This window comes from Rhodopseudomonas infernalis, from assembly GCF_022271405.1.
Lineage (GTDB): Bacteria > Pseudomonadota > Alphaproteobacteria > Rhizobiales > Xanthobacteraceae > Rhodopseudomonas > Rhodopseudomonas infernalis.
The window spans coordinates 30169-55714 of the sequence record NZ_JAJNAL010000034.1; the positions used below are offsets into that span (position 1 = coordinate 30169).

The 25546-nt window shown below is 64.2% G+C and carries 22 protein-coding genes and 1 tRNA gene; 18 read left to right on the forward strand and 5 right to left on the reverse strand.

What is annotated here, in order from left to right:
- Positions 1 to 139 precede the first annotated feature (139 nt).
- From hflK to LPW26_RS19715, 12 genes are all read left to right on the forward strand, one after another.
- Positions 140 to 1306 carry an FtsH protease activity modulator HflK gene (hflK, locus tag LPW26_RS19660; RefSeq protein WP_238737304.1) on the forward strand — a complete coding sequence of 389 codons (1167 nt, stop codon included), beginning with the start codon at positions 140 to 142 and terminating at the stop codon, positions 1304 to 1306.
- Entirely contained in the window at positions 1303 to 2274 is a 972-nt protein-coding gene (gene hflC / locus LPW26_RS19665; RefSeq protein ID WP_238737306.1) for a protease modulator HflC, read from the forward strand. The genes hflK and hflC overlap by 4 nt, the downstream gene beginning before the upstream one ends.
- 160 nt (positions 2275 to 2434) lie before the next feature.
- Positions 2435 to 2635: a DUF2065 domain-containing protein gene (locus LPW26_RS19670; RefSeq protein ID WP_238737307.1), complete on the forward strand. Its 201-nt coding sequence runs from the start codon at positions 2435 to 2437 to the stop codon at positions 2633 to 2635.
- A gap of 291 nt (positions 2636 to 2926) precedes the next feature.
- On the forward strand, positions 2927 to 4420 hold the full coding sequence (locus tag LPW26_RS19675) for a Do family serine endopeptidase (protein WP_238737337.1): 1494 nt from the start codon (positions 2927 to 2929) through the stop codon (positions 4418 to 4420).
- A gap of 4 nt (positions 4421 to 4424) precedes the next feature.
- Complete coding sequence (locus tag LPW26_RS19680) at positions 4425 to 5090, forward strand: class I SAM-dependent methyltransferase (protein WP_238737308.1); 666 nt, start codon at positions 4425 to 4427, stop codon at positions 5088 to 5090.
- A 470-nt stretch (positions 5091 to 5560) separates the two neighbouring features.
- Positions 5561 to 7213: a hypothetical protein gene (locus tag LPW26_RS19685; protein ID WP_238737309.1), complete on the forward strand. Its 1653-nt coding sequence runs from the start codon at positions 5561 to 5563 to the stop codon at positions 7211 to 7213.
- A gap of 143 nt (positions 7214 to 7356) precedes the next feature.
- Positions 7357 to 8316, forward strand: a complete 960-nt coding sequence (locus tag LPW26_RS19690) for an NAD-dependent epimerase/dehydratase family protein (protein WP_238737310.1) — start codon at positions 7357 to 7359, stop codon at positions 8314 to 8316.
- On the forward strand, positions 8313 to 9161 hold the full coding sequence (locus tag LPW26_RS19695) for a sugar phosphate isomerase/epimerase family protein (protein WP_238737311.1): 849 nt from the start codon (positions 8313 to 8315) through the stop codon (positions 9159 to 9161). The genes LPW26_RS19690 and LPW26_RS19695 overlap by 4 nt, the downstream gene beginning before the upstream one ends.
- A 1-nt stretch (position 9162) precedes the next feature.
- The gene (locus tag LPW26_RS19700; protein ID WP_238737312.1) at positions 9163 to 10185 is read left to right on the forward strand and encodes a hypothetical protein; all 1023 of its coding nucleotides are present in this window, start codon (positions 9163 to 9165) and stop codon (positions 10183 to 10185) included.
- Entirely contained in the window at positions 10182 to 11348 is a 1167-nt protein-coding gene (locus LPW26_RS19705; protein ID WP_238737314.1) for an FAD-dependent oxidoreductase, read from the forward strand. The genes LPW26_RS19700 and LPW26_RS19705 overlap by 4 nt, the downstream gene beginning before the upstream one ends.
- A complete protein-coding gene (locus LPW26_RS19710; protein WP_238737316.1) occupies positions 11348 to 11764 on the forward strand; it encodes a GtrA family protein in 417 nt (138 codons plus the stop codon). Before LPW26_RS19705 ends, LPW26_RS19710 begins: the two co-directional genes overlap by 1 nt.
- 57 nt (positions 11765 to 11821) lie before the next feature.
- Positions 11822 to 12595, forward strand: a complete 774-nt coding sequence (locus LPW26_RS19715) for a glycosyltransferase family 2 protein (protein WP_238737318.1) — start codon at positions 11822 to 11824, stop codon at positions 12593 to 12595.
- 244 nt (positions 12596 to 12839) lie between these two features.
- On the opposite strand, the gene LPW26_RS19720 is transcribed toward LPW26_RS19715, so the two are convergent.
- The 3 genes from LPW26_RS19720 to LPW26_RS19730 form a co-directional block, all read right to left on the reverse strand.
- Positions 12840 to 12913: transfer RNA gene (locus tag LPW26_RS19720), tRNA-Gln, on the reverse strand.
- A gap of 162 nt (positions 12914 to 13075) precedes the next feature.
- On the reverse strand, positions 13076 to 16216 hold the full coding sequence (locus LPW26_RS19725) for a multidrug efflux RND transporter permease subunit (protein ID WP_238737320.1): 3141 nt from the start codon (positions 16214 to 16216) through the stop codon (positions 13076 to 13078).
- A gap of 1 nt (position 16217) precedes the next feature.
- Positions 16218 to 17429, reverse strand: coding sequence for an efflux RND transporter periplasmic adaptor subunit (locus LPW26_RS19730; RefSeq protein WP_238737322.1), 1212 nt, complete (start codon positions 17427 to 17429; stop codon positions 16218 to 16220).
- 340 nt (positions 17430 to 17769) lie between these two features.
- Between LPW26_RS19730 and LPW26_RS19735 the strand changes: the two genes are divergently transcribed.
- From LPW26_RS19735 to LPW26_RS19760, 6 genes are all read left to right on the forward strand, one after another.
- A complete protein-coding gene (locus tag LPW26_RS19735; protein ID WP_238737324.1) occupies positions 17770 to 18015 on the forward strand; it encodes a hypothetical protein in 246 nt (81 codons plus the stop codon).
- A gap of 273 nt (positions 18016 to 18288) precedes the next feature.
- On the forward strand, positions 18289 to 20673 hold the full coding sequence (locus LPW26_RS19740; RefSeq protein WP_238737338.1) for a TonB-dependent receptor: 2385 nt from the start codon (positions 18289 to 18291) through the stop codon (positions 20671 to 20673).
- Positions 20674 to 20697: 24 nt separating this feature from the next.
- The gene (locus LPW26_RS19745; RefSeq protein WP_238737326.1) at positions 20698 to 21387 is read left to right on the forward strand and encodes a Fe2+-dependent dioxygenase; all 690 of its coding nucleotides are present in this window, start codon (positions 20698 to 20700) and stop codon (positions 21385 to 21387) included.
- Positions 21384 to 22277, forward strand: coding sequence for a tonB-system energizer ExbB (gene exbB, locus LPW26_RS19750; protein ID WP_238737328.1), 894 nt, complete (start codon positions 21384 to 21386; stop codon positions 22275 to 22277). The genes LPW26_RS19745 and exbB overlap by 4 nt, the downstream gene beginning before the upstream one ends.
- A 3-nt stretch (positions 22278 to 22280) precedes the next feature.
- On the forward strand, positions 22281 to 22736 hold the full coding sequence (exbD, locus tag LPW26_RS19755; RefSeq protein ID WP_238737329.1) for a TonB system transport protein ExbD: 456 nt from the start codon (positions 22281 to 22283) through the stop codon (positions 22734 to 22736).
- 101 nt (positions 22737 to 22837) lie between these two features.
- Positions 22838 to 23632, forward strand: a complete 795-nt coding sequence (locus LPW26_RS19760) for a TonB family protein (protein ID WP_238737331.1) — start codon at positions 22838 to 22840, stop codon at positions 23630 to 23632.
- Positions 23633 to 23855: 223 nt separating this feature from the next.
- Here LPW26_RS19760 and LPW26_RS19765 read toward each other — a convergent pair whose 3' ends face one another.
- Both LPW26_RS19765 and LPW26_RS19770 read right to left on the reverse strand, forming a co-directional pair.
- Entirely contained in the window at positions 23856 to 24602 is a 747-nt protein-coding gene (locus tag LPW26_RS19765; protein ID WP_238737332.1) for an SDR family oxidoreductase, read from the reverse strand.
- Positions 24603 to 24777: 175 nt separating this feature from the next.
- Entirely contained in the window at positions 24778 to 25512 is a 735-nt protein-coding gene (locus tag LPW26_RS19770) for an SDR family oxidoreductase (RefSeq protein WP_238737333.1), read from the reverse strand.
- Between the last annotated feature and the right edge of the window lie 34 nt (positions 25513 to 25546).

Here is a 25546-nt window from a genome sequence, read left to right on the forward strand (position 1 = left end):
TGCCTTCGCATTGACAAACCTGTGTCCAGACATAGTTCGCGACAGAGACGACGCGCGTTGTGCCTGCCCGGGCTGTCCCCTATAAAGCCGTGCACAAATTGTGGTCCGCATGATCGCCGGGCCACCGAGGAGATTGTTGATGCCGTGGAAGAATCAAGGTGGAGGCCCGTGGGGTTCTGGTCCGAAGGGGCCTTGGGGCTCGGGGCCGCAATCATCGGGTCCACGGCCGCCTGATCTGGAAGACCTGCTTCGCCGCGGGCAGGACCGGCTGCAGCAGATGCTGCCCGGCGGCTATTTCAGCGGGCTCGGCATCGCCATCGCGGTGCTCGGCGCGCTGACGATCTGGGGCCTGTCCGGCTTCTTCCGCGTGCAGTCCGAAGAGCTCGGCGTCGTGCTGCGCTTCGGCAAGCACGTCCGCACCGTGCAGCCGGGTCTGAACTACCACCTGCCGTATCCGATCGAGACCGTGCTGCTGCCGAAGGCGCTGCGCGTGTCGACGATCAGCATCGGCATGACGCTGATCAGCGATCCGGCCCGGCGCGGCACCACGGTGCGCGACGTGCCTGAGGAAAGCCTGATGCTGACCGGCGACGAGAACATCGTCGATGTCGACTTCACCGTGTTGTGGCGCATCAAGCCCGACGGTGTCGGCGACTTCCTGTTCAACATCCAGAATCCGGAGGGCACCGTGAAGGCGGTGGCCGAGAGCGCGATGCGCGAAGTGATCGGGCGCTCCAACATTCAGCCGATCCTGACCGGCGCGCGGACCACGATCGAGAGCGGCGTGCAGGAACTGATGCAGAAGACGCTCGACAGCTACGGCGCCGGCGTCCTGGTGCAGCAGGTGCAGATGCAGAAGGTCGACCCGCCGCAGCAGGTCATCGATGCGTTCCGCGACGTTCAGGCCGCCCGCGCCGACCTCGAGCGCTTGCAGAACGAAGCGCAGACTTATGCCAACCGCGTCATCCCCGACGCCAAGGGCCGCGCCTCGCAGATCATCCAGAACGCCGAAGGCTACAAGGGCCAGGCGGTCGCCGAGGCCAAGGGCCAGAGCGCTCGCTTTCTCGACGTCTACGAAGAATACAGGAAGGCTCCCGACGTGACGCGTGAGCGTATCTATCTCGAAACCATGGAGCGCGTGCTCGGCCCGGCCGAGAAGCTGGTCTACGATTCAGGGTCCGGACCGGGCGGAGGCCAGGGCGTGGTGCCGTATCTGCCGCTCAGCGAGCTCAGCCCGCGCCGGCAGCAGCAGGCCCCGGCCGCGCAGCAGCCGCAGGCTCCGCAGACTCAGGGAGGCACCCGATGAGAGCCGGTATTGCGGGCATTGTCGGCCTGATCCTTCTCCTGGTCGTCGTCATCGTCGGCTGGTCGTCGCTGTTCACCGTGCGCCAGACCGAGCAGGTGCTGCTGGTTCGCCTCGGCGAGCCGGTCCGCGTGGTCACTGAGCCGGGCCTGCACTTCAAGGCGCCGTTCATCGACTCGGTGATCAGCATCGACAAGCGGATCCTCGACCTCGAAAATCCGTCGCAGGAAGTGATCGCGTCGGACCAGAAGCGGCTCGTGGTGGACGCCTTCGCGCGCTACCGCATCCGCAACGCGCTGCGCTTCTATCAGAGCGTCGGCTCGATCCCGGCCGCCAACATCCAGCTGACCACGCTGCTCAACGCCGCGCTTCGCCGCGTGCTCGGCGAGGTCACCTTCATTCAGGTGGTGCGGGACGAGCGTGAAGGTCTGATGCAGCGGATCCGCACCCAGCTCGACCGCGAGGCCGAAAACTACGGCATCTCGGTTGTCGACGTCCGGATCCGCCGCGCCGATCTGCCGGACCAGAACAGCCAGGCCGTGTATCAGCGGATGCAGACCGAGCGTCAGCGCGAAGCCGCCGAGTTCCGCGCCCAGGGCGGCCAGAAGGCGCAGGAGATCCGCTCCAAGGCGGATCGCGAGGCGACCGTCATCGTCGCCGAAGCCAACTCGCAGGCCGAAGAAATCCGCGGTTCGGGCGACGCCGAGCGCAACCGTCTGTTCGCCGCGGCCTATTCCAGGGATCCGGAGTTCTTCGCTTTCTATCGCTCGATGTCGGCTTACGACAACGCGCTGAAGAGCTCGGACACCCGCTATCTGCTGCGGCCGGATTCCGACTTCTTCCGGTTCTTCGGCGCTGCGGGCGGTCGTAACGGCACCTCGACCTCGGCGGCTGCGCCCGCGCGGCCGGCGGCGGCTCCGTCCACGGCGCCTGCGGTGACGGAGCCGGCGGCACCGGCCCCGGCGCGGTAGCGCTGCAGTCGCGAATAGCTGTCGGGCGGGAATGCGTTTTGCGTTCCCCTCGGCGGTCGATTAGAACAGCCGCAAGACAGGGGCGCGGGCCGCAGGGTCCGCGCTTCTTCAATTGCAGCGCAGGCGGGGACCGACCCGCCGGCCGGGAGGAGCCAGTCGTATGAGGTCTTTCGCATTCGCCGACCTCTTGATCGGGGTAGGTGTACTGTTCGTGCTGGAAGGCCTGATCTTCGCGGCGAGCCCGAACTGGATGCGGCGTGCGATGAAGAGCGCGCTGGCAACCCCGGACAATGTGCTGCGCATCGTCGGACTCGCGTCCGCCGTGTTGGGGCTGGTGCTGATCTGGGTGGTGCGGCACTGACGTCTCGGATCCTGGTGGATCGGAACGCCGTCCAGCGAATGCCGGCCCGGATCGCAACCTGACGGTCTGTTGCCGAGATCATGATGGACGCTCGGAACACCCCGCCGTTTTCAACGTCATCGTGAGCCAGTCTGTCCGCTTTTCGCCGCAATCGGTGTCGCGGATGGGGTAGCTTCGATCGATTCCGACGCTTGCGTGGGCCCCATGGCTCGGCGCAGTGTTCTCAGACAGCCGCGCCCGCTTGGCGCCGCGCCTCGTTCAGGAGACGTCTCGCCCATGTCCGCAGCGACCATGCCCGCAGCGATCTCTGCCTTCGGCCTTCGTATCCGGCCTCTGGTCACCGCCCTGTGCCTCGGCGCGGCCGCCGCTTTATTGGCGGCGCCGGCGCAAGCCCGTGGCCCCGAAGGCATCGCCGACGTCGCCGAAAAGGTGATCGATGCCGTGGTCAACATCTCGACCACCCAGACGGTCGAGGCCAAGGGCTCCGGCGAAAGCAACGGCGCCAAGCCGAACCTGCCGCCAGGCTCGCCGTTCGAGGAATTCTTCGACGACTTCTTCAAGAACCGCCGCGGCGGCAAAGAGGGCGGTGGCCCGCGCAAGACCAATTCGCTCGGCTCCGGCTTCATCATCGATCCCGCCGGCGTCGCAGTGACCAACAACCACGTCATCGCCGACTCCGACGAGATCAACGTGATCCTCAACGACGGCACCAAGATCAAGGCAGAGCTGGTCGGCGTCGACAAGAAGACCGACCTCGCGGTGCTGAAGTTCGCACCGCCGGCCGGCAAGACGCTGACCTCGGTTCAGTTCGGCGACAGCGACAAGCTTCGGCTCGGCGAATGGGTGGTGGCGATCGGCAACCCGTTTTCGCTCGGCGGCACGGTGACGGCCGGGATCGTTTCGGCGCGCAACCGCGACATCAACTCCGGGCCGTATGACAGCTACATCCAGACCGACGCCGCGATCAATCGCGGCAATTCCGGTGGTCCACTGTTCAACCTCAATGGCGAAGTGATCGGCGTCAACACGCTGATCATCTCGCCGTCGGGTGGCTCGATCGGCATCGGCTTTGCGGTGCCGTCGAAGACGGTGGTCGGCGTGGTCGATCAGCTGCGCCAGTTCGGCGAGCTGCGCCGCGGCTGGCTCGGCGTCCGCATCCAGCAGGTCACCGACGAGATCGCCGAGAGCCTGAACATCAAGCCGGCGCGCGGCGCGCTGGTCGCCGGCATCGACGACAAGGGCCCGGCCAAGCCGGCCGGCATCGAGCCCGGCGACGTCGTCGTCAAGTTCGACGGTAAGGACGTCAAGGAGCCAAAGGACCTGTCGCGCGTCGTCGCCGACACCGCGGTCGGCAAGACCGTCTACGTGGTGATCATCCGCAAGGGCAAGGAAGAGACCAAGCAGGTCACGCTCGGCCGGCTCGACGACGGCGCCAAGCCGCAGCCGGCCTCGGCGAAGTCGCAGCCGGAGCCGGACAAGCCGGTGACCCAGAAGGCGCTCGGCCTCGATCTCGCTGCGCTGTCGAAGGATCTGCGCGGCCGCTATAAGATCAAGGACAGCGTCAAGGGCGTGGTCGTGGTCGGTGTCGACAACGGCTCCGACGCCGCCGAGAAGCGGCTCGGCGCGGGCGACGTCATCGTCGAGGTCGCGCAGGAATCGGTGGCGAACGCCGCCGATCTCAAGAAGCGCGTCGACCAGCTCAAGAAGGACGGCAAGAAGTCGGTGCTGCTGCTGGTCTCGAACGGCGAGGGCGAGCTGCGTTTCGTGGCGCTCAGCCTGCAATAGGCGGATGGCCAAGGCCGACCGGCCCGCGCTCGCCGTCGATTTCGTCGGCGGCGCGACCGGCTACAAGCTGCGCTCCGGCGCCGCCCGCAGCCATGCACTGCTGAAAGCGACCGGCATGGCGCCGGGCCGTTCGCTGACGATCATCGATGCCACCGCCGGCCTCGGCCGCGACGCCTTCCTGCTCGCCGCGATGGGCGCCACGGTGACGCTGATCGAACGCTCGCCGCAGGTCCATGCGCTGCTCGCCGAAGCTCTCGCGGCAGCGCAGGCGGACAGCCCCGAACTCGCCGCCATCGTCTCCCGCATGACGTTGCTGCACGGCGACGCACGCGACCTGCTGCCGACCCTGCAGGCCGACGTCGTCACCGTCGACCCCATGCACCCCGAACGCACCAAGACGGCGCTGGTGAAGCAGGAGATGCGGCTGCTGCGGGAGCTGGTTGGGACCGACCCGGATGTTGTGGAGCTGCTACAGGCGGCGCTCGCCGCGCGCTGCGGCCGCGTGGTGCTGAAATGGCCGCTGCGAGCCGAGTCGCTGCAGGGCGTGCGGAAGGCGTCGTATCAGATTGTGGGGAAGACGGTGCGGTATGATGTGTTTGTGCAGGCGCGGGACATCAGCGAAGACACGACCGCTGCGAACACCGAGATGCAGAGCGGTTTGTCCAGCTAGATCAGGGCAGCACAAAGCAGCTGCGTGCGCGCCACTCGGTAACCCGCCTGCACGTTAACGCCGCGGATCATTGTCCGACGGCCATGATTCGGCCGGGTGTCGGTCAGGACATCAGCAAGCGCCAGCATATTTCATTTTTTACGCCCCGCAGTGCAGCCTCCATGATCAGGTGTGGATGGCGACCGGTTGTGAGCTCCATGGGTGGACTGCAGGAGGCGCGTTGACGTTGCGTCGCAGTCGCGTTCATTCACGCGTGAATATGTGTATTTTCCCAAGAGAATCCCAGGAATAACTGTGTTACATAGATAGTATTGATGTTGGCTTGTCCCGCGATCTGTATGATCGGGCCTCGAGAAGACGTCCAGGTCTGCCAAGGCGCGAATTTTTGCGGTCAATGAGTTGAGAAGCGGGAAAGAGCACGAGGAACAATGCACGGTTCTTCGCAGCGGATTGGATTGGCTGGAAGTAATTTGACCAAAGGCGCTCGCGTCCTGGGTGCGCTGTATCGATTCGCCCTCCGAAACGACACATATCTGGTCGGCGGTGTCCTAGTGATGGTCGTTGCAGTGACCTCCATCGCGAGCGGGATGCAGGGGCGGTTCTTCATGGACGGCCATCACCCCGGAAACATGATGAACGGCGCCCTCAACGTTCTTCACGGGCAGCCTCTACTTAGTGAGGTTCAGTCGATCTATGGGCTGTTGTTGCCCTATCTGAATGCGTTGCAGCTCTACGTTTTCGGCGAAACTTACCTTTCGCTTTGGGTGTTGCCGGTCGTGGCATTCGCTGGCGGGCTCGTGATCTATCACAAGCTGTTTCGGACGTTCCTTGATCCGCTGGAAAGCCTGATCGCTGTTTTCATTCTACTTGCGCTCAATAGCACTGTTCTGATGCCGTGGTCCAACTACGTCGTCTTCGGCATCAACGCTCTGGTTCTCGTGCTATTCTGCCAGGCAATCAACGGCGCGTACCGGTATCGGCCTGTTCTTTTCGGCATAGGGGCGTTGATCTTTTTCGCTGCGCTGATCCGCCCGCAGGACGTTTTGCTTCTCCCCGTTCTGCTGGCGACTTTGTTTCTTTACAGCAACAAAGATCATCTAGCGAAGGCGGTCGCCCTGTCGTCTGGGTTCGTTCTTCCGCTTGCAATGTTTGTGCTCTGGCTTGCCTTTCAGGGAACGCTCAAGGACTACTATCTGCAGACTGTAGCGATTCAGGATCGATTGTATTTCGCCGACAAAGGGCCGTTCTCCGGCTTGAGGGAGGTCTTCGAGGTCTTTACGACCGGCTTCGCGGCAGAAAAGCCACATCTGCAGATCGGGTTCGCTCCGTTCGGCAATCTCTTTGGCATCCTTTGGCTTCTTGTTTTTCTCCCCAGTGCATTCGTCGTTATTCGAGTTGGCGTTTTGGCGCTATCAGGCACAGCGAGTCGCGGCAGAATTCCCCAGCAACTGCCCCTGGGTGTTGTTCTTCTCGCAATGCTGACGGCAATGGGGCCGCTGTTCGCGCTCCACAATGTATGGGATAATTTCCGCTATGCCTTGCATATGGCGCAGGGCATCGGGGTGATCTTCTATTGTGTCGACCAACTGCCGCGCAAAGCTGTGGCGCGAGTCGTCATCGTCATGATGGCATTGTTCTTCTCCGCCCCACTTTACGCGTTGTCGAAGTCCGTGACGACGTCGATCACATATCTGACCTCTCGAACAGGGGCAGTTGCACAAGCGTCTCAGGTCAAGTACTTCGAGAACATTGAATTTCCCGATGCGATGCGGGCTCGGCTGTTGTTCGTTGAGCAATTCTTCCGAAACTATTCGCCGAAGTATCCGGACAGCTACGTTTATACGAGCCTTTGGTCGATCACCGACGGAATTTATGCGATCGGAAAAATACCGAACTTCCACAAGACGTTGACGAATGATCATTTTGCTTCAACGTACGCACGCTACTATCCCGAGTATCCCGGGACGTTCGTGGCGGCGGCGCAGAGCAGAAAGCTGATCTATGTGACGTTCGACGGCGCGTACAGCGGCCTCGCGGCTTACGATTACGTCAAGTTTAGAGAGGTCAGCGGAGTTTCGATTTTTATCGCGAGGGAGCGAGCCGAAACCTTCAACCTTCCATAGATCCTGGCTGCGACGCAGCCGCCGCGCTGACGACCAGGAGCGCTGGGCAGACGCCACGGGCGTGAGGGTTTGCACGATCCGCGGGAGACGCGTCGTCCGTTGGCGGCTGGATGGTGATGGCAGGCGTTGCAAAGCGAGACGACTTGGCGATGGGCGACGCTGTCATAGGAAGCACCGGGTTCGTCGGCGGACATCTGCTCCGCCAGCACGCGTTTGCCGCAAGCTTCAACAGCCGAAATATCTGCAAAGCTGCGGGCGAAGCCTTCCATACGGTCGTCTGCGCCGCAGCGCCGGGATCGATGTTCCAGGCCAACCGCTTTCCCGACCGTGATCAGGCGCAGATCGATGCGTTGATCGACAGCCTCTCGACCATCGATGCGCAAAGGTTCGTGCTGATCTCGTCGATTGCTGTGCTGGCCGATTGCGCCGGCCAGGACGAGACGATGTCGTCGTTCGAGACAGGCTTGGCGTATGGGCGCAACCGGCGCGCGCTGGAGAGGTTCTGCGTAGAGCATTTTTCAAAATGTTTGATCGTCCGGATTCCGGCGCTGTTCGGGGAGGGACTGAAGAAGAATTTCGTCTTCGACATTCTGAATCCGATGCCGAGCATGCTCGCGCGGGCGCGCCTCACGGAATTGAGCGATCGTCTTCCGGTACGGCTTCGGGACGGACTATCGGGCATTTACAGCTGGGACGATGGCCTCGAGCTGTTCGTGATCGACCGCGAGGCGCTCGGATCGACCGGCCAACGCGCGGCCTATGATGCCGCGGTGACCGAGCTCGGATTGTCGGCCATTCAGTTCACCCATCCCGACAGCAGCTTCCAATACTACGACATGACGCGGTTGTGGGCCGACATCGCGCTGTGTCTTGATCATGGGCTGGGTATCGTTCACCTGGCGCCTGAACCGCTGCCGGCGCGAGAGGTCTTTGCCGCGTTGACCGGCGGCGTCATGGCGCCGAATTCGGCTCGGCTGCATCGCGAGGATATGCGGACGGCTTACGCGGGATTGTTCGGACGCGATGGTGTCTACATCGCCGATGCAGACGTCACCTTGGAGAAGCTGAAGCGGTTCGCCGCTAACTTGTGGGCGCACGCATGAAGCTGGCAGTCTCCAACATTGCGTGGGCTCCGGCCGAGCGGGATCTCGCCTACGCCTTGCTGGCGGCCCACGGGGTTCGCGGGCTCGAGATCGCACCTGCGCTGTTCTTCGACGGCGCAGCCGATCCATTCCAGCCGCGACACCACGAAGCGGAGCGCGCATTGGCGGCGGCGCGTGTTGCCAATCTCGAATTGGTGTCGATGCAATCGCTGCTTTTCAACGTGGAGGGGGCCGCCCTGTTTCAAGGCGCCGACGCCCACGACAGATTTTGCTCGGCGATGCTGCGCGCGATTGATCTCGCCGGCCGTTTTTCGATCGGCAATCTGGTGTTCGGCTCGCCTCGGCAACGCAATATCCCCGATGGGATGTCGGCGGATGTTGCGGAGGGTATCGCGGTTGCCACGTTTCGCAGGCTCGGAGACGCCGCCGGCCGAGCCGGCACGAAGCTCGGGATCGAGTTCAATCCCTCGGCCTATGGCACGAATTTTCTCAATGACGTCGACTCCGCGGCCGCCTTCGTCGCACGGGTCGATCATGCCGCGGTGACGTTGATCCTCGACCTCGGCGCGATGCACATGAACGACGAATTCGACAGAATCGACGACGTCGTCGCGAGCCATGCTGGCCGGATCAGCCATGTGCATCTGAGCGAACCGAACCTCGCGCCGGCGCCGGCCTCCGTAGCGCAGGCCGCGCAAGTGATCTCGGTGATGACGAAGGCAGGCTATTCCGGCTGGTACTCGATCGAGATGAAGCCTCAGCCCGAGCACGGATTAGCCGCTCTCGATCAAGCACTCGGCCGGCTGGTCGAGGCTGCGATGCTTGCTGACGAAAGGCCGTGCTGACATGACAAGTCCTTCGCGCTGCGAAGATATCTTCGTCTCCGTCTGCTTCGCCGACGTGCCCCTCGGTGATGCAGCCTGCGTGACCGAACTGGCCAAGCTGTCGAGGCGCCTGTCGGAACGCTACCGGTATTGCGAGATATTGCTTGTCGTTGACGCAGATTCAGAGCGGGATTTGCAGCCCCTGATCAGTCGGGTATTGAACGCCCGTCTGCTGATGGTGCGACCGGCCACGCCATTCTATCGCCGCCGCACAGCCGTCGCGCTGGAGGCAATCGGCGACGTTGTCGTGCTCGCCTCGCTCGACGAGCTCCCTGCCGTGGACATTATCGAGATGATCGAAGTGGCCGCGCAGAAAGGCAGCATCGTCATCGGGCGGCGCAGCAGAGCAGGCGTGATGAATCCCGTTCTGCGCGCGCTCGGACACAGCGCCGGATTTCGCGTCGATATGCGCGACATGCTGACCGCCTGCTATCCGCGTCCGCTGATCGGAAAGCTTCTCGTCCATCCGGACCGGCAATTGGCATTGCGTTTCCCGCCCGTGGACGGCGGAATTCCGGTGAGCTGGCAGCTCTGCGGCGACAGTCGGCCGCCCTCGCGCTCGGCCCGCGAATTGGGACGCAGATTGGCGGTCGTTCAGAAATTGCTCGTCAGCTCGGCGCCGCGGGTGCTGACTGTCGTGTCGGTGCTCTCGCTGATCGTGGTGTTCTCCGCATTCGCTTACGTGGGCTACGCGATCATCGTCTGGCTGGCTCTCGCGACGATCCAACCCGGCTGGTTCACAACCTCGCTGGTTCTAAGCCTGACGGCGGCGTTCCTGGGCGGCGCAATCTTCGGTCTGACGATCGGCCTGCAGAAGGTCATCGAAGGACTGTCGGGCGACGTGATGGACGACATCGTCAACGAGCGCGCGTCGGTCGACATGTTCGACCAGGCCATGAAGGAGCTGAACGTCGAGACGACCGCGGCGGTGCACGCCGTGCCGTCCGGGCCGCCGGCTCATGTCGAGGCGAAGGGAGCCGCATGAGCGCAACACCGCCCATCGACTATCTGGTCATCGGCGGCGGCTTCTACGGCTGCAGTCTGGCCCTGTTCCTGCGCTCGATCTCTAGCCGCGTCGTGTTGGTCGAAGCCGCCGGCGAATTGCTGACTCGCGCGTCTCGCGTCAATCAGGCCCGGGTGCACACAGGGTTTCACTATCCCCGCAGCGCGATGACGGCGGTCAAATCGATGGTGCTGCATCGCCGCTTCGCCGCGGATTTCCCGGATGCCATCGATAGCGATTTCCAGATGCTCTACGCGATCGCCCGGCGGCGATCGAAGATTTCTGCCAAGCGGTTCTATCGGATGTTCTCGGACATGGGCGCTCCGATCGCGCCGGCGGATCCGTCTCAGGCGGCGCTATTCGATCCGGCAATGATTGAAGCCGCCTTTGCATGCACCGAGTTCGCATTCGACTACACTGTGCTGCGTGATCACATGGTTGGCCGGCTCGACGCGCTCGCTGTCGATCTTCGGCTCAACACCGACGTGCAGGAGGTGGAAGAGCGCGACGATGACGTCGTCGTGCGACTGTCCACCGGGGCAGAGCTGAACGCGCGCTTCGTGTTCAACGTCACCTATTCACAGATCAACAGCGTGTTGCGGAGCGGCGGGCTGCCCGAAGCGAATCTGAAGCACGAGCTGACAGAAATCGCCCTGATCCGGCCGCCGCGCCAATTGCAGCGATACGGCATCACGATCATGGACGGGCCATTCCTGTCGGTGATGCCCTATCCGGCAGAGAGGCTGTATTCTCTGACGCATGTACGCTACACGCCGCACCAAAGCTGGACCGACAGCGGGTCCGAGCGGTCGCCATACAGCATTTTCGAATCGTTGCATCCCGACACGCACTACCGGCACATGATCCTCGACGGCCGGCGTTACGTGCCGTGTCTGACGGGAGCCGAATGGGTCAAGTCGATCTATGAGGTGAAGACCGTGCTGGTGAAGAACGAGACCGACGACGGCCGGCCCATTCTGTACCATCGGCAGCCGCAGCAATCCCGCGTGATTTCGATCATGGGCGGCAAGATCGACAACATCTACGATCTGTTCGAACTGGTGCGGCGGAGCGAACCGGAGTGGGCCGCGGCGCATGATGGTTATGTCGTCGCTGCGCCGCAGGCTGCGATGGCGGCGGTGTGATGTCGCCGATGCTCAGTTGGGACCTGCTGCGCTTCGGAATCGTGTCGGCCATCGGGCTCGGCTTCGACCTCTCGACCGCCTGGGCGCTGGCCGTGTTCGCTGGGATCCCGCTGGCGGGTGCGGCCTCTGTCGGCGTCCTGGTCGGTGCGATCGTCAACTATCTGCTGCACGAAACATGGACGTTCCGCTCCAACGGGGGCCGGCTATCCGGCCGGCGCTGGCTGCTCTATATGGCGACCCTGGCCGTCACCCTGTTGGTCAGGGCCGGCGTCATTGCGGTTCTGCAGCTCTTCGTCCTGACCGGGGCAGGGCATGAATTCACGACGCTGTCCATCGCGATCGGCACGTCGTTTGCCGTCAACTACCTCCTCAGCAAGTATCTCGTGTTCCGCGCCGGGACCGAACAAGTCATTTGAAGCCCGATCGGACGCAACATGATTGACATTCCCACGCCGGCGGTCGCGGATTGGCAGGTGCCGGCCTTCCGCGCCGATCTGTATGGCGAAAAGCGCCACGACTACGCGTTGGTGATTCCGGTGATCAATGAAGGTCAGCGGATCCGCGACCAGCTACGGCGCGTGCTCGCTGCGTCGCTGCCGGTCGATGTCATCGTCACCGATGGCGGCTCGACCGACGGCTCGCTCACGCCGGACTTCGTGGCTTCCGTCGGCGTTCGCGCGGTGCTTACCAAGACCGGATCCGGACGCCTGAGCGCACAGCTGCGTGTGGCCTATGCTTGGTGTCTGCAGCAAGGCTACGCCGGCATCGTCACGATCGACGGCAACGGCAAGGACAATGTCGAGGCCGTGAGCCATTTCGTCGCCAAGCTGCATGACGGCTACGATTATGTTCAGGGCTCGCGCTATCGCCGCGGGGGGGCCGCCATCAATACGCCGCTGGAGCGCACGATCGGCAATCGGCTGATCCACGCGCCCGTCATGAGCCTCGCCAGCCGACACTGGTTGACCGACACCACAAATGGATATCGCGGCTATTCGCGCCGCTTCCTGCTCGATCCCCGAGTGGCGCCGTTCAGGGATATCTTCATCAACTACGAATTGCTGTTCTATCTGACGGTGCGCGCCGGGCAACTTCGCTATCGAATCTGCGAAATACCCGTACGCCGCTGCTATCCCGTAGGAGAGGCGACACCCACCAAGATCCGAGGCTTCTCAGCAAAGTTCGCGATCATCAAACAGCTCGCCGAAGCTGCGACAGGACGATTCAACCCATTCTCGCCTCTTTGAGGCAGAGAAGCTTCTCAGCCCGTACGTTTGCGCCAGCTTCGAACACCATCCGCGGCCGGAACGACGGTGAGAAGCGAGCGAGCCGAAGCGAAATTTCTGCGTCAGAGGGAAGGCTTTGAGGGCGGTTCGTCAGCCTGTCGCGGCGAATTCCTGCGGCCGACGCGCCGAAGCTTTCTCTTACGAAGATCTGGAAAGTGGCAGAGCGGGGGAGGCAAGCCGGAGCCGATCGCTTTGCCTCAAGATCTGGCTGGGGAACTAGGATTCGAACCTAGACAAACAGAGTCAGAGTCTGTTGTGCTACCGTTACACCATTCCCCACCGAAAATGCCGGCAAGGCCAGGCACTTAGGGTCGAGCCGGGGGCGGGGCGAAGTGGGCCGGCCCGGCGGCTCGGATGGGGGCGACTTCTAGCGGGGTCGGGCGCTCCCTGCAAGGGGCTTCCTGACGAAGATGCCAGCTTTGGATCGAACTCCCCTTCGCCTCACTCTGCTGCCTGCTTGACCTCGCCGTGCGGCAGGCCGGGCTGGTCCGGGCGTCTGCCGCGGCTCCAGTTCGACAGGGCGTTGGAGAGGCGGTCGAGATAGAGATAGACGACAGGCGTCGTGAATAGCGTCAGCGCCTGGCTGACGGCGAGGCCGCCGACCATGGCGTAGCCGAGCGGCTGGCGGATTTCCGACCCTGTGCCGGTGCCCAGCATCAGCGGCACGCCGCCGAGCAATGCGGCCATCGTGGTCATCATGATCGGGCGGAAGCGCAGCAGCGCCGCCTTGCGGATCGCCTGTTCGGGGTCGAGATGCTCGTCGCGCTCGGCCGCGATGGCGAAGTCGACCAGCATGATGCCGTTCTTCTTGACGATGCCGATCAAGAGGATGACGCCGATCAGCGCGATCAGGCTGAAATCGAAGCCGAACAGCATCAGGATCGCCAGCGCGCCGACGCCGGCGGAGGGCAGGGTGGAGAGGATCGTCAGCGGGTAGATGTAGCTCTCGTAGAGGATGCCGAGGATCAGATAGACCACCACCAGTGCGGCGAGGATCAGCAGCGGTACGGTGCCGAGCGACTGCTGGAACGCCTGCGCGGTGCCCTGGAAGCTGCCGTTCAGTGTCAGCGGCGCGCCGATCTCGGCCATCGCGCGCTGCACCGCCTCGGTGGCCTGGCCGAGCGCAGCGCCCGACGCCAGATTGAAGCTGATCGTGGTGGCCGGAAACTGGCCCTGATGCGCGATCGACAGCGGCCGCACCGGCACGGTGGTCCATTTGGCGAAGGCCGACAGCGGCACTGCGCTGCCGGTGGTCGGCGAGGTGATGTAAATCTTGTCCAGCGACTCGACCTTGCCCTGCAGCTCCGGCAGGATTTCCAGGATGACGTGATACGAGTTGGTCTGGGTGAAGTATTGCGCGACCTGGCGCTGGCCGAAGGCGTCGTACAGCGTGTCGTCGATCAGCTGCGGCTGGATGCCGAAGCGCGAGGCGGTGTCGCGGTTGATGGTCAGCGTCAGCGTGGTGCCTTCGGTCTGCTGGTCGCTGGCGACGTCGCGCAGCTCCGGCAGTGTCTGCAGCTTGGCCAGCACCTTCGGCGCCCATTCGTTGAGCTCGGTGAGATTGGCGTCCTGCAGGGTGTATTCGAACTGGGTGCGGGTCGGCCGGCCGCCGAGCCGGACGTCCTGCGCGGCCTGCATGAACAGCCGCGCGCCCTCGACCTGCTCGAGCTTGGGCCGCAGCCGTGCGATGATCTGCTGCGCACTGGCGTCGCGGTGGTCGCGCGGCTTCAGCGTGATGTACATCCGCCCTGTATTGAGTGCACTGCCCGAGCCGCCGATCGACATCGCCACGCTGGCGACGTCGGGGTCGGCCAGCACGATTTTGCCGAGTGCCTCCTGGTGCGCCTTCATGTCGGCGAACGAGATGTCCTGCGCGGCCTCGGACGACGCGGTGATCAGGCCGGTGTCCTGCTGCGGGAAGAAGCCTTTCGGGATCACCATGAACAGGTAGACCGAAAGCCCCAGCGTGGCGAAGAACACCATCAGCGTGGTGAAGCGCCAGCGCAGCACCAGATCGAGCCCGCGCTCATACGCGCGCAGCATCGCCTCGAATCCGCGCTCGCTGAGCTCGTACAGCCGGCCGTGCTTGACCGCATGCTCGTTGCGCAGGAAGCGCGACGCCATCATCGGCGTCAGCGTCAGCGACACCACCAACGACACCACGATGGTCATCGCCAGCGTCACGGCGAATTCGCGGAACAGCCGGCCGATGATGCCGCCCATCAGCAGCAGCGGGATCAGCACCGCGATCAACGAAATCGAGATCGACACGATGGTGAAGCCGATTTCGCCGGCGCCCTTCAGCGCCGCCGCCATCGGGCTCTCGCCTTCCTCGATGTAGCGGGTGATGTTCTCCAGCATCACGATGGCGTCGTCGACCACGAAGCCGACCGAAATCGTCAGCGCCATCAGCGACAGATTGTCGAGCGAATAACCGGCCGCCCACATTAGCGCGCAGGCGCCGAGCAAGGCGAGCGGCACGGTGATGCTCGGAATGATGGTGGCCCAGACGCTGCGCAGGAACAGGAAGATCACCATCACCACCAGCGCGATGGTCAGCAGCAGGGTGAACTGCACGTCCTCGACCGCGGCCCGGATGGTCTGGGTGCGGTCGCTGATCACGTCGATCTTGATCGCCGGCGGGATCGCCGCGACGAGGCGCGGCAGCTGCGCCTTGATCTTGTCGACGGTGTCGATGACGTTGGCGCCGGGCTGCTTGAAGATCACCAGGAACACGCCGCGCTTGCCGTTGGCCCACGCCGCCTGCTTGGCGTCCTCGGGCCCGGCGACCGCCTGGCCGATATCGCGAATCCGCAGCGGCCCGCCGTTGCGATAGGCGATGATGACGTCGTTCCAGTCCTTGGCGCGGGTGAGCTGGTCGTTGGCGTAGATCGTGTAGCTGCGCTTGGCGCCGTCGAGATTGCCCTTCGGGCCGTCCACAGTGGTGATGCCGATGCGGGTGCGGACATCCTCCAGCGACAGGCCCTTGGCGACCAGCTTGGCCGGATCGACCTGAATGCGGATGGCGGGTTTCTGCTGGCCGCCGATAAGCACCTGGGCGACACCGGTGATCTGGCTGATCTGCTGGGCGAGCTGGGCGTCGACCGCGTCGCTCACCTTGATCAGCGGCAGCGTGTCGGAGGTCGCCGATAGCAGCAGGATCGGCGAGTCCGCCGGGTTGACCTTGCGATAGGTCGGCGGGCTCGGCAGCGTCTTCGGCAACTGGCCGCCGGCGGCGTTGATCGCCGCCTGGACATCGTTGGCGGCACCGTCGATGGCACGGCCGAGGTCGAACTGGATCGTTACCGCGGTGCTGCCGAGCGAACTGCTCGACGTCAGCTGCGCGACGCCGGGGATCTGGGCGAACTGCCGCTCCAGCGGCTGCGCGACCGACGAGGCCATCGTCTCGGGGCTGGCGCCGGGCAGGCTGGCGGAGACCTGGATGGTCGGAAAGTCGACCTGCGGCAGCGGTGCGACCGGCAGCATCGGATAGGCGACCAGACCGACGAACAGGATGCCGGCCATCAGCAGCGAGGTGGCGATCGGAAAGCGGATGAACGGAGAGGAAATGCCGCCGCTCATCTCAGCGGGCTCCGTCGGCTGATCCGGCGATGGGGGCGCCCCGTGGCTGGCTGTCGGCGACCTTGAAGGCCACCGGGGAGCCGGGCTTCACTTTGTATTGGCCGCCGACAATGACGCGGTCGCCGGGCTCCAGCCCGCCTTCGACCACGGTGTTACGGTCGTTGCTCGGCCCGACCTGCAGCTTGCGCACCTGCGCTTTGCTGTCGGCATCGACCGCATAGGCATAAAGCCCGTTGGCGCCGTGCTGGATCGCCTCGTTCGGCGCGACGACGACATCGTCGAGCGTTTTCACCAGCAGTTCGGTGGAGACGGCGAGGCCGGGCCACAGCGCGTGGTCCTTGTTGTCGAACACCGCCTTGAGCCGCACCGTGCCGCTGTTGGAATCGACCTGGTTGTTGACGACCGAGAGCACGCCCTCCGAGAGCCGCGTCTTTCCATCGGTGGATAGCGCCACCACCTGCAGCGGATGCGCCGCCTGCGCCTTGTTGATGTCGGAGACGCGCTCCTCGGGCGCCGTAAAGATCACCGCGATCGGCTCGATCTGCGCGATGGTGACGATCCCGGTCTGGGTGGCGGCGTTGACGATGTTGCCTTTGTCGACCTGGCGGATACCGGTCACGCCTGAGATCGGGGCCCTCACGCTGGCGTAGTCGAGCTGGGTCTGGGCATTGGCGATCGCCGCGTCGTCGGCCGCGATCTGGGCGGTGAGCTGCTGGACAGTTGAGCGCTGGGTGTCGGTCTGCTGCTTGGTGGCGAATTCGCCGAGCCGCACCGAGCGGCCGAGATCGAGCTGGGCGTTGGCGAGATTGGCCTGGTCCTGCTCCTTCTTGGCCTTGGCCTGGTCGAGCGCGGCCTGGAACGGCCGGGGGTCGATCTGGGCGATCAGGTCGCCGGCCTGGACGATCTGACCTTCCTTAAAGGCGATCTTGTCGATCTGGCCGTCGACCCGGGTCCGGACCACGACGGTGTTGAACCCCTGAACAGTTCCGAGGCTGGTCAGATAGACCGGGAAGGAGGCCTTCTGAACGGTTGCCACGGTGACCGGAACGGCCGCGGCCGAGCCGGACTTGCCGCCGTCCTTAGCGGTGGATCCGGCGCCCTGCTGGCTTGCGGGCGCGGCGCGATAATGCTGCCAACCCCAGGTGCCTGCGCCCACCGCTCCTAGGAGGGCGACAACGATCAAGGCGAGGCGGGGGCTGCGGGAAGAGATCATGACGATCCGTTACGTTCGCTGCCGGAATTCACATGGGCACACGCCGTCCAGCCTGTTGCGGCGGTCAGGGACGATTGGACCTAACCAGCGGTGCAGGCAGTGTAAACACACTTGGGCTTGAAAGTGCGTTACATTGCCAAAGCTTCATGAATCGCTTGCCAAGCGCACCGCTGCAGTGGTTTTCGCGCGGTCAATAGCTTCGAGTTCGGGAGGCCGAAGCGTTTGCCCTAGATCTGACCAATTTGCCAGTTGAGAACGGTTCCAATTGTCAGCGGGCGGACTCTCGGTCATATCCGGCGACAATCCAGCCGCATTCGGCCGGGGCGAGCCGGAGTGGGGAATGGAAGAACTGAACGGGCGGATGATCGCCTGCCAGATCCTGATCACCGGGCTGATCGCGCGCGTGGCCAACGATCAGGCCGATCCGCTGCGTTTCCTCAGTGAGTTTCGCGACGAGATCCGCGCGGTGGTGAGCGGCATCAGAATTGGCGGCACAATGGACTCCGAACGCGTGCGCGTGACGGCGCAGCAGACGGTCGATGAGTTGTTCGCGTTGATGAAGCCGCCGAGCGCGCCGGCGGACTAAGCGTGCGCGTTTTCTGTGTACTATCCAAGTACCACAGCTCTGCGCGCAAAAAATCCGCAATTGCTTAGCTTCTGCGCAATTTCCTTCGGATTGCTCACCCGCCTCCGGATGTTTACGGAGGCGCTTGTTTAGAACCGTTTTGATCTTGAACGATTCCAGCGCGACAAACGCGCGCGTGCGTTGACCCTCTATTTTGCGGTCGATACCACTGAAATTCTGCAGATAATTACCATCTGCAGGTTTTGGGGGGCACAAGTGATAAACGAGGCGGGTATTAGCGGGGTGAAGACGCCAAGGTCGTTGCGCACCGACGCGTCGATCCGGACGTTCAACGACGAGTTCGACGGTCGTTACGGTCGCAAGGTTTCGGCGGTGGCTGGCATGATCGCGGTGGCCTCGATTGGCGGCGCCGAGGCGCAGCAATCGAGCCTGCCCGCTGTGACGGTGGACGCGCCGGTGGCGCGACCGCGACCTGCGGCGGCGAAGCCGACGCCCGATCAAATTCGCGCCCGCACCGCGCTGCGCCGCGCCGCTCGCCGTGCGCAGCCGGCTCAGGTGGCGCCGGTGCCGTTCCCGAACGCCGGCTCGCTCTCGGCCGACGTCAATCCCTATGCGGACGCCGCAGCCCCCTACAAGGTCGACCGGCTGTCCGGCACCAAATTCACCGAGCCGCTGATCAACACGCCGCGCACCGTGACGGTGCTGACCAAGGAAGTGCTCGAGGACAAGAACGCGACCTCGCTGCGTGACGTCGCGCGCTCGACCGCCGGCGTGACGCTCGGCACCGGCGAGGGCGGCAACGCCTTCGGCGATCGCTTCTTCATCCGCGGCTTCGATGCGCGTAACGATGTCTTCATCGACGGCATCCGCGATCCCGCGGTGTCGATCCGCGAGAACTTCTTCACCGAGCAGATCGAGATCCTGCGCGGTCCGGCCTCGACCATGGCGGGCCGCGGCACGGCCGGCGGCGCGATCAATATCGTCACCAAGCAGGCGACTACGGCCGGCAACTTCACCAAGGCCGAGACCACGTTCGGCACCGATGCGACGCGGCGCGTCACCGTCGACGTCAACCAGGTCATCAACCCGACCTTGGCGGTGCGTGTCGACGGCCTGTATCAGGAAGCCAACGTCGCCGGCCGCAACTACGTCTACGATGATCGCTGGGGCGCCATGGGCGCCGTCAAGTGGACGCCGACCGACACCATCAAGATCACCGCGAACTACGTTCACACCGATCTCAGTGGCCTGCCGGACTTCGGTGTGCCCTACAACACCGCGCTGCGCCGGCCGTCGACCGACGTCAACGTGCCGCGCAACACCTATTACGGCTTCGTCAACCGCGACTTCCAGAAGGCGTCGCAGGATTTCGGCACGGTCACCGGCGAGTTCGAGATCACGCCCGACCTCAAGCTCAGCAATCGCACCCGCGCGGCGCATTCGGTGCTCGATTACATCGGCACGCTGCCGAGCAATCCGACCGCCACCACGGTGTCGCTGGCGTCGCAGAGCCGCTATCAGACCACCGACGTGCTCGCCAACCAGACCGACCTGACCTACAAATTCGACACCGGTCCGGTGAAGCACGCGCTGATCGGCGGCGCGGAAGTGTCGCGCGAAAGCGTGATGCGTGACACCTATGCGGGGCTGACCTCGGAGCTCAACGGCTTCCAGAGCGGCGGCCGCATCACCGTTCCGCTGCTGGCGCCGCCGAACCTGTTCGAATTCGCCAATGCGCCGCGCCGGGCCTACAATCCGACGTTCATCAAGGTCGACACCAAGTCCGCCTATCTGATCGAGACGGCGAACTGGAACGACGTCGTCATCCTCAACGGCGGCCTGCGCTACGACGATTACGACATCACAGGCCGTACCGCGACGAATGCGAGCGGCGTGCAGTCGGGGATGTGGAATTACAATCTCGGCGCGGTGGTCAAGCCGCTGCCTTACGCCAGCCTGTACGCGGCTTATGCGACTTCGACCAATCCGGTCGGCGCCGAGCTCGACGCGTCGGGCACCGCTTATGGCGGCCTCGTTGTCAATAATAACAGCTTCCAGGCGCTGCCGCCTGAAATGAACAAGGCCGCCGAAGTCGGCACCAAATGGGAGTTGTTCGACCGGCATCTGCTCGTCACCGGAGCGTTGTTCCAGACCGAGAAGTCGAACGCCCGCGAGACGGTCGGCAGCAATATCCTCTCCACCGGGGTGTATCGCGTCCGCGGCATCGATCTCGAAGTCGCCGGCAAGATCACCGAGCGCTGGAGTGTGTTCGGCGGCCTGGTGTTGATGGAGAGCGAGGTGTTGCAGTCGGTCGACCCGAACCAGGTCGGCGCCAAACTCGCCAACATCGCCCACCAGTCGTTCAACATGCTCTCCAAATACAGGTTTGGCGAGCAATGGGAAGTCGGCGGGCAGGCGACCTACGCGTCGAAGATCTTCGGCGGCACCTTCGGCGCCATCAATGGCAACGTGTTGCCGGAGCACTGGCGGTTCGACAGCTTCGTCGAGTTCAAGGTCGACAGGCACCTGACCGCGAAGCTCTCGGTCAACAACATCCTGAACACGACCTATTACGACGCGTTCTATCGCAGCAACTCGCCGTTCGTGTTTATTGCGCCAGGCCGGTCGGTCTGGTTGACGCTGCGCGGCACGCTCTGACGCGCCGCCGGTACTGGAGTTGCTATGCTGGTTTGTATTCCCGACGTTCTGTCCAAGCCTGAGGTGGCGGAGTTCCGCTGCCTCATGGACGCCGCAGACTGGGAGGATGGCCGCTCCACCGCCGGCGCACAGTCGGCCTTGGTCAAGCGCAACGAGCAACTGCCGCCGGATGGCGAGCTGGCGCGTGCGCTCGGCCGCCGCATCATCTCGGCGTTGACCGGCAATCCCAAATTCGTCTCCGCAGCGGTGCCGCTGCAGATTTTCCCGCCGCTGTTCAATCGCTATACGGCCGCGGGCAATCACCATTTCGGCATCCACGTCGACAATGCGGTGCGCGGCGATCCGCTCACCGGCCTGAGAATCCGCACGGACCTGTCGGTCACGCTGTTCCTGGCGGAGCCCGAAGAATATGAGGGCGGCGAACTCGTGGTGGAGGACACTTACGGGTCGCACGAAGTTAAATTGCCCGCGGGAGACTGCGTGCTCTACCCATCGACCAGCCTGCACATGGTCACTCCGGTGACCCGCGGCGCCCGGGTCGCGTCTTTTTTCTGGCTGCAGAGCATGGTACGTGATGCCCATGCGCGCAGCATGATCTACGATCTCGACGGCGCCATTCAGGCTTTGGTCGAGCGGCTGGGACGCGATGACCCTGAAACGGTCAAATTGACCGGTATTTATCACAACCTCATCCGCTACTGGGCCGAAGTATGAAACTGTCGAACATTCGATTGATCACTGCGACGTTGCTGTCGCTGGCACTCGCAGCGCCGGTTGCGCCGGTCTTTGCGCAGCAGCCGTCCGCGCCGGCGATGTCGGCACCGTCGGCCGAGACCACCTCGGACACCACAGCGGCGACGCAAGCGCTGCCTGCCTCGGGAGCGTCCACCAACGGAAGTGTGACACCGGGCCTTCACGAGCTTTCGCCGTGGAGCATGTTCCTGCAGGCCGACCTCGTGGTGAAGTCCGTGATGGTCGGGCTCGCGCTGGCCTCGGTGATTACCTGGACGATCCTGATCGCCAAGAAGATCGAGCTCGGTCGCGCCCGCTGGCGGCTGCGCTCGGCGCTGAAGGAGATCGGCGAGGCCCGTTCGATGTCCGAAGCGCAGCTCGCGCTCGGCGATAAGAAAAGCCCGTTGTCGATGCTGCTGGCCGCGGCGCTGCACGAAGCGCGGGTGTCGGCAGGCCTCACCAGCGACGAGGGCATCAAGGAACGCGCCGCCTCGAGCTTCAGCGAAATCGTCCGCGCCGAGTCCCGGCATATGCGCCACGGCATGGGCTTTCTCGCCACCATTGGCGCCACCGCGCCGTTCATCGGCCTGTTCGGTACGGTGTGGGGCATCATGAACAGCTTCATCGGCATTTCGAAGTCGCAGACCACCAACCTCGCGGTGGTGGCTCCCGGCATCGCCGAAGCGCTGCTCGCTACCGCGATCGGTCTGGTCGCGGCGATCCCGGCCGTGATCATCTACAATCACTTCTCGCGCGAGATTAAGGTCTATCTCGAAATGGTCGCGCGGGCCTCCGGCGCGACGCTCCGGCTGTTGTCGCGCGATCTCGATCGCAGCCACAGCGGCGGCCGTCACGCCCGCGCGGCGGAGTAACCGATGGCTGTTTCTCTGAATGATTCCGACGGCCTCGACGACGATTTCGACGAGACCCACGAGATCAACGTCACGCCGTTCATCGACGTCATTCTGGTGCTGCTGATTATCTTCATGGTGGCGGCGCCGTTGTCGACCGTCGATCTGCCGGTGAGCCTCCCGACCTCGAGCGCGACGCCGCAGAAGCGGCCCGACAAGCCGACCTATGTGAGCATCAAGCCCGATCTTGCGGTTGCGATCGGCGAGAACCAGGTCAAACGCGTCGATCTGGTGAAGACGCTGGATACGATGCCCGACATGACCAAGGATCGCTTCATCTTCCTGCGTGCCGACCGCGCAGTGCCGTATGGCGAACTGATGGACGTGCTCGAGATGCTGCGTGCCGGTGGCTACGCCAAGATCAAGTTGGTGGCGCTGGAAGCGGTACCAGGCGCGGCGCCCGGCGCCGCGCAGCAGTAACAGACAGGAAGCGCCTTGCGGCCTGGCGCCGCAGGCGCGCGCGGAGCGGCCGTTGCGGCGGGGCTTCGTGATAGTTGAGACGCGGAACGATCGTTGAGCGCATGACCGAGTTCGATTTCTCTCACAAACCGTCCCGCACGCTGTGGCTGATCGCCGGCGTTGCCGCCTTCGCGCTGCATGCCGGCGGCGTTGCGCTGGCGCTGTCGCACAGCGCCGACGAACTCGACGACGACGCGCTCGGCGCGCCGGCGATCGAGGTCGGCCTCGAGATGATGTCGCCGAAGCACGAAGCGAGCGATCTGCCGCCCGGGCCGGACACCGACGCCTCGGCCGCATCGCCCGCGCTGAACGAGCAGAAGGCAGAGGTCCAGGAAACCGACCTGCCGAAGGATACGCCGCAGGAGACCGAAGAGCCGGACCGCGTCGTCACCGAGCAGGAATCCAAGAAGCCCGACGAGGAGCAGAAGGAAAAGGCTGTGGTGCAGCAACAGGCCTCGACCGAGTCGGTCGCGGCCGAAGCCACCGCGATGCCGAGCAACGAGACCGCCAAGGAAGGTCCGCGCTCGGTGGCCCCGGCTCAGGGCGTCGGTCAGGCCGCGCAGCGGATCCGCGCCACCTGGCAGAAGGAACTGGTGGCGTATCTCGACAAGCACAAGCGCTATCCGAAGGAAGCCAATCAGAAGAACGTCAAGATCGTGGTCGGCTTCGAACTCGACCGCCTCGGCCACGTGCTGTCGACCCGCATCGTCGAAGGCTCCGGCGACGCCGCGTTCGATCAGGCCGCGCTCGACATGGTGAAGCGCGCCGACCCCGTCCCCGCGCCGCCGCCGCTGATTGCCGACGAAGGCCTCACGTTCAGCCTTCCGGTGATCTTCCGGACCAAGGGGAAGGGTTAGGGCGGTCGTTGATCAACGCGCGTCGAAAGTCCGACGCTCGACTGCGCCGATCGCTCGCCACACCCTCAGGCGCGTCATTCCGGGGCGCGCGCAGCGCGAACCGGAATCTAACGCGGGCACTGCCGGGCGACATTCTTTGCAACAACTTCGGGATTCCGGGTTCGCCCGCAGCTGCGCTGCGGTCGCCCCGGAATGACGGGCGTTGGGGCGACGACGAACCGGCTTAGTACGTCGCGCGTCCGCCCGAAATGTCGAACACAGCGCCGGTCGAGAACGAGCAGTCTTCCGACGCAAGCCACGCGACCATGGCGGCCAGCTCCTCGACCAGCACGAAGCGCCCCTTGGGAATCTTCGACAGCATGAAGTCGATATGCTGCTGCGTCATCTGGTCGAAGATCGCGGTCTTTGCCGCGGCCGGCGTCACCGCATTGACGGTGATGTCGTAGGACGCCAGCTCCTTGCCGAGCGACTTGGTGAGCGCGATCAGGCCGGCCTTCGAAGCCGAGTAGTGCGCGGCGTTAGGGTTGCCTTCCTTGCCGGCGATCGAGGCGATGTTGACGATGCGGCCGTATTTGTGGGCGACCATCGCCGGCACGATCGACCTGCAGCAGATGAACGGCCCATCGAGGTTGATGCGCAGCACCTTGCGCCATTCCTCGTAATCGGTGTCCCAGACGGTCTTGTTGACGCCGGCGATGCCGGCATTGTTGACCAGGATGTCGATCTTGCCGAAGGCTTTGAGCGTGGCGTCGCGCGCTGCGTCGACCGCGGCCGGATCGGCGACATCGACCTGGATCGCGATCACTGCGTCACCGATCTCCTTCGCGGTGCGCTCCGCGAACGCGATGTCGTGATCCCAGATCGCGACGCGCGCGCCGGACGCGACGAACCGCTCGGCGATGGCGCGGCCGAACCCCTGAGCGCCGCCGGTGACCACGGCGCAGCGATGGTTGAGGTTGATCGTGTTCATCTGTTCGCGCCCTTTGCTCGACCTGCAGGTTGCGTCATTGCGAGGAGCGAAGCGACGAAGCAATCCATGGGCTCAGCATGCGGGGCCTGGATTGCTTCGCGGAGCCTGTCATCGGGCGGCGCTTTGCGCCGACCCGTTGGCTCGCAATGACGGACGTTATTCGCCCCTATGCTACTCACAACGTCCAGCCGCCGTCGATGATATGCGCGACGCCGGTGGTGAAGGCGCTTTCGTCGCTCGCCAAGTACACGGCAAGCGCCGCGATTTCTTCGGCGGTGCCGAGCCGGCCCATCGGCTGGCGCGCCACGAACATCTCGCGGCCTTGAGGGCCCGCAGCCGCGGCGCGGCCGAGCATCGACGGCGTCTCGATCGTGCCGGGGCAGATCGCGTTGCAGCGGACGCCGCGGGTGATGAAGTCGGCCGCGACCGCGCGGGTCAGCGCCGCGACCGCCGCCTTGGTGGCGCCGTAGACGTAGCGGTTCGGCGCAGCCTTGAACACGCCGGCGGCCGATGAAATGTTGACGATCGAGCCGCGGCCGGCCTCGAGCATGCCGGGCAGGAAGGTGCGGATCGTGCGGTGCATCGATTTGACGTTGAGGTCGAACGAGAAGTCCCAATCGGTGTCGGAGCATTCGAGCACGGTGCCGTGGTGCACGAAGCCGGCGGCGTTGAGCAGGATGTCGACGGTGCCGACCTCGCGACCGATCGCCTCGACAGCGGCGGTGTCGCGCACGTCGAGCTTTGCGGTGCGCGCGATGCCGTGATCCGCCAGCGAGGCGAGGCCGGCTTCGTCGATATCGGTGGCGAACACCTCGGCGCCCTCGCGCGCGAACGCGATCGCACTGGCGCGGCCAATGCCGGCCGCCGCCGCGGTGACGAATGCGCGCTTGCCTGTAAGCCGGTCGGACATGTGGTTTTCCTGCAGCTGTTACTTGTTTCGGTTG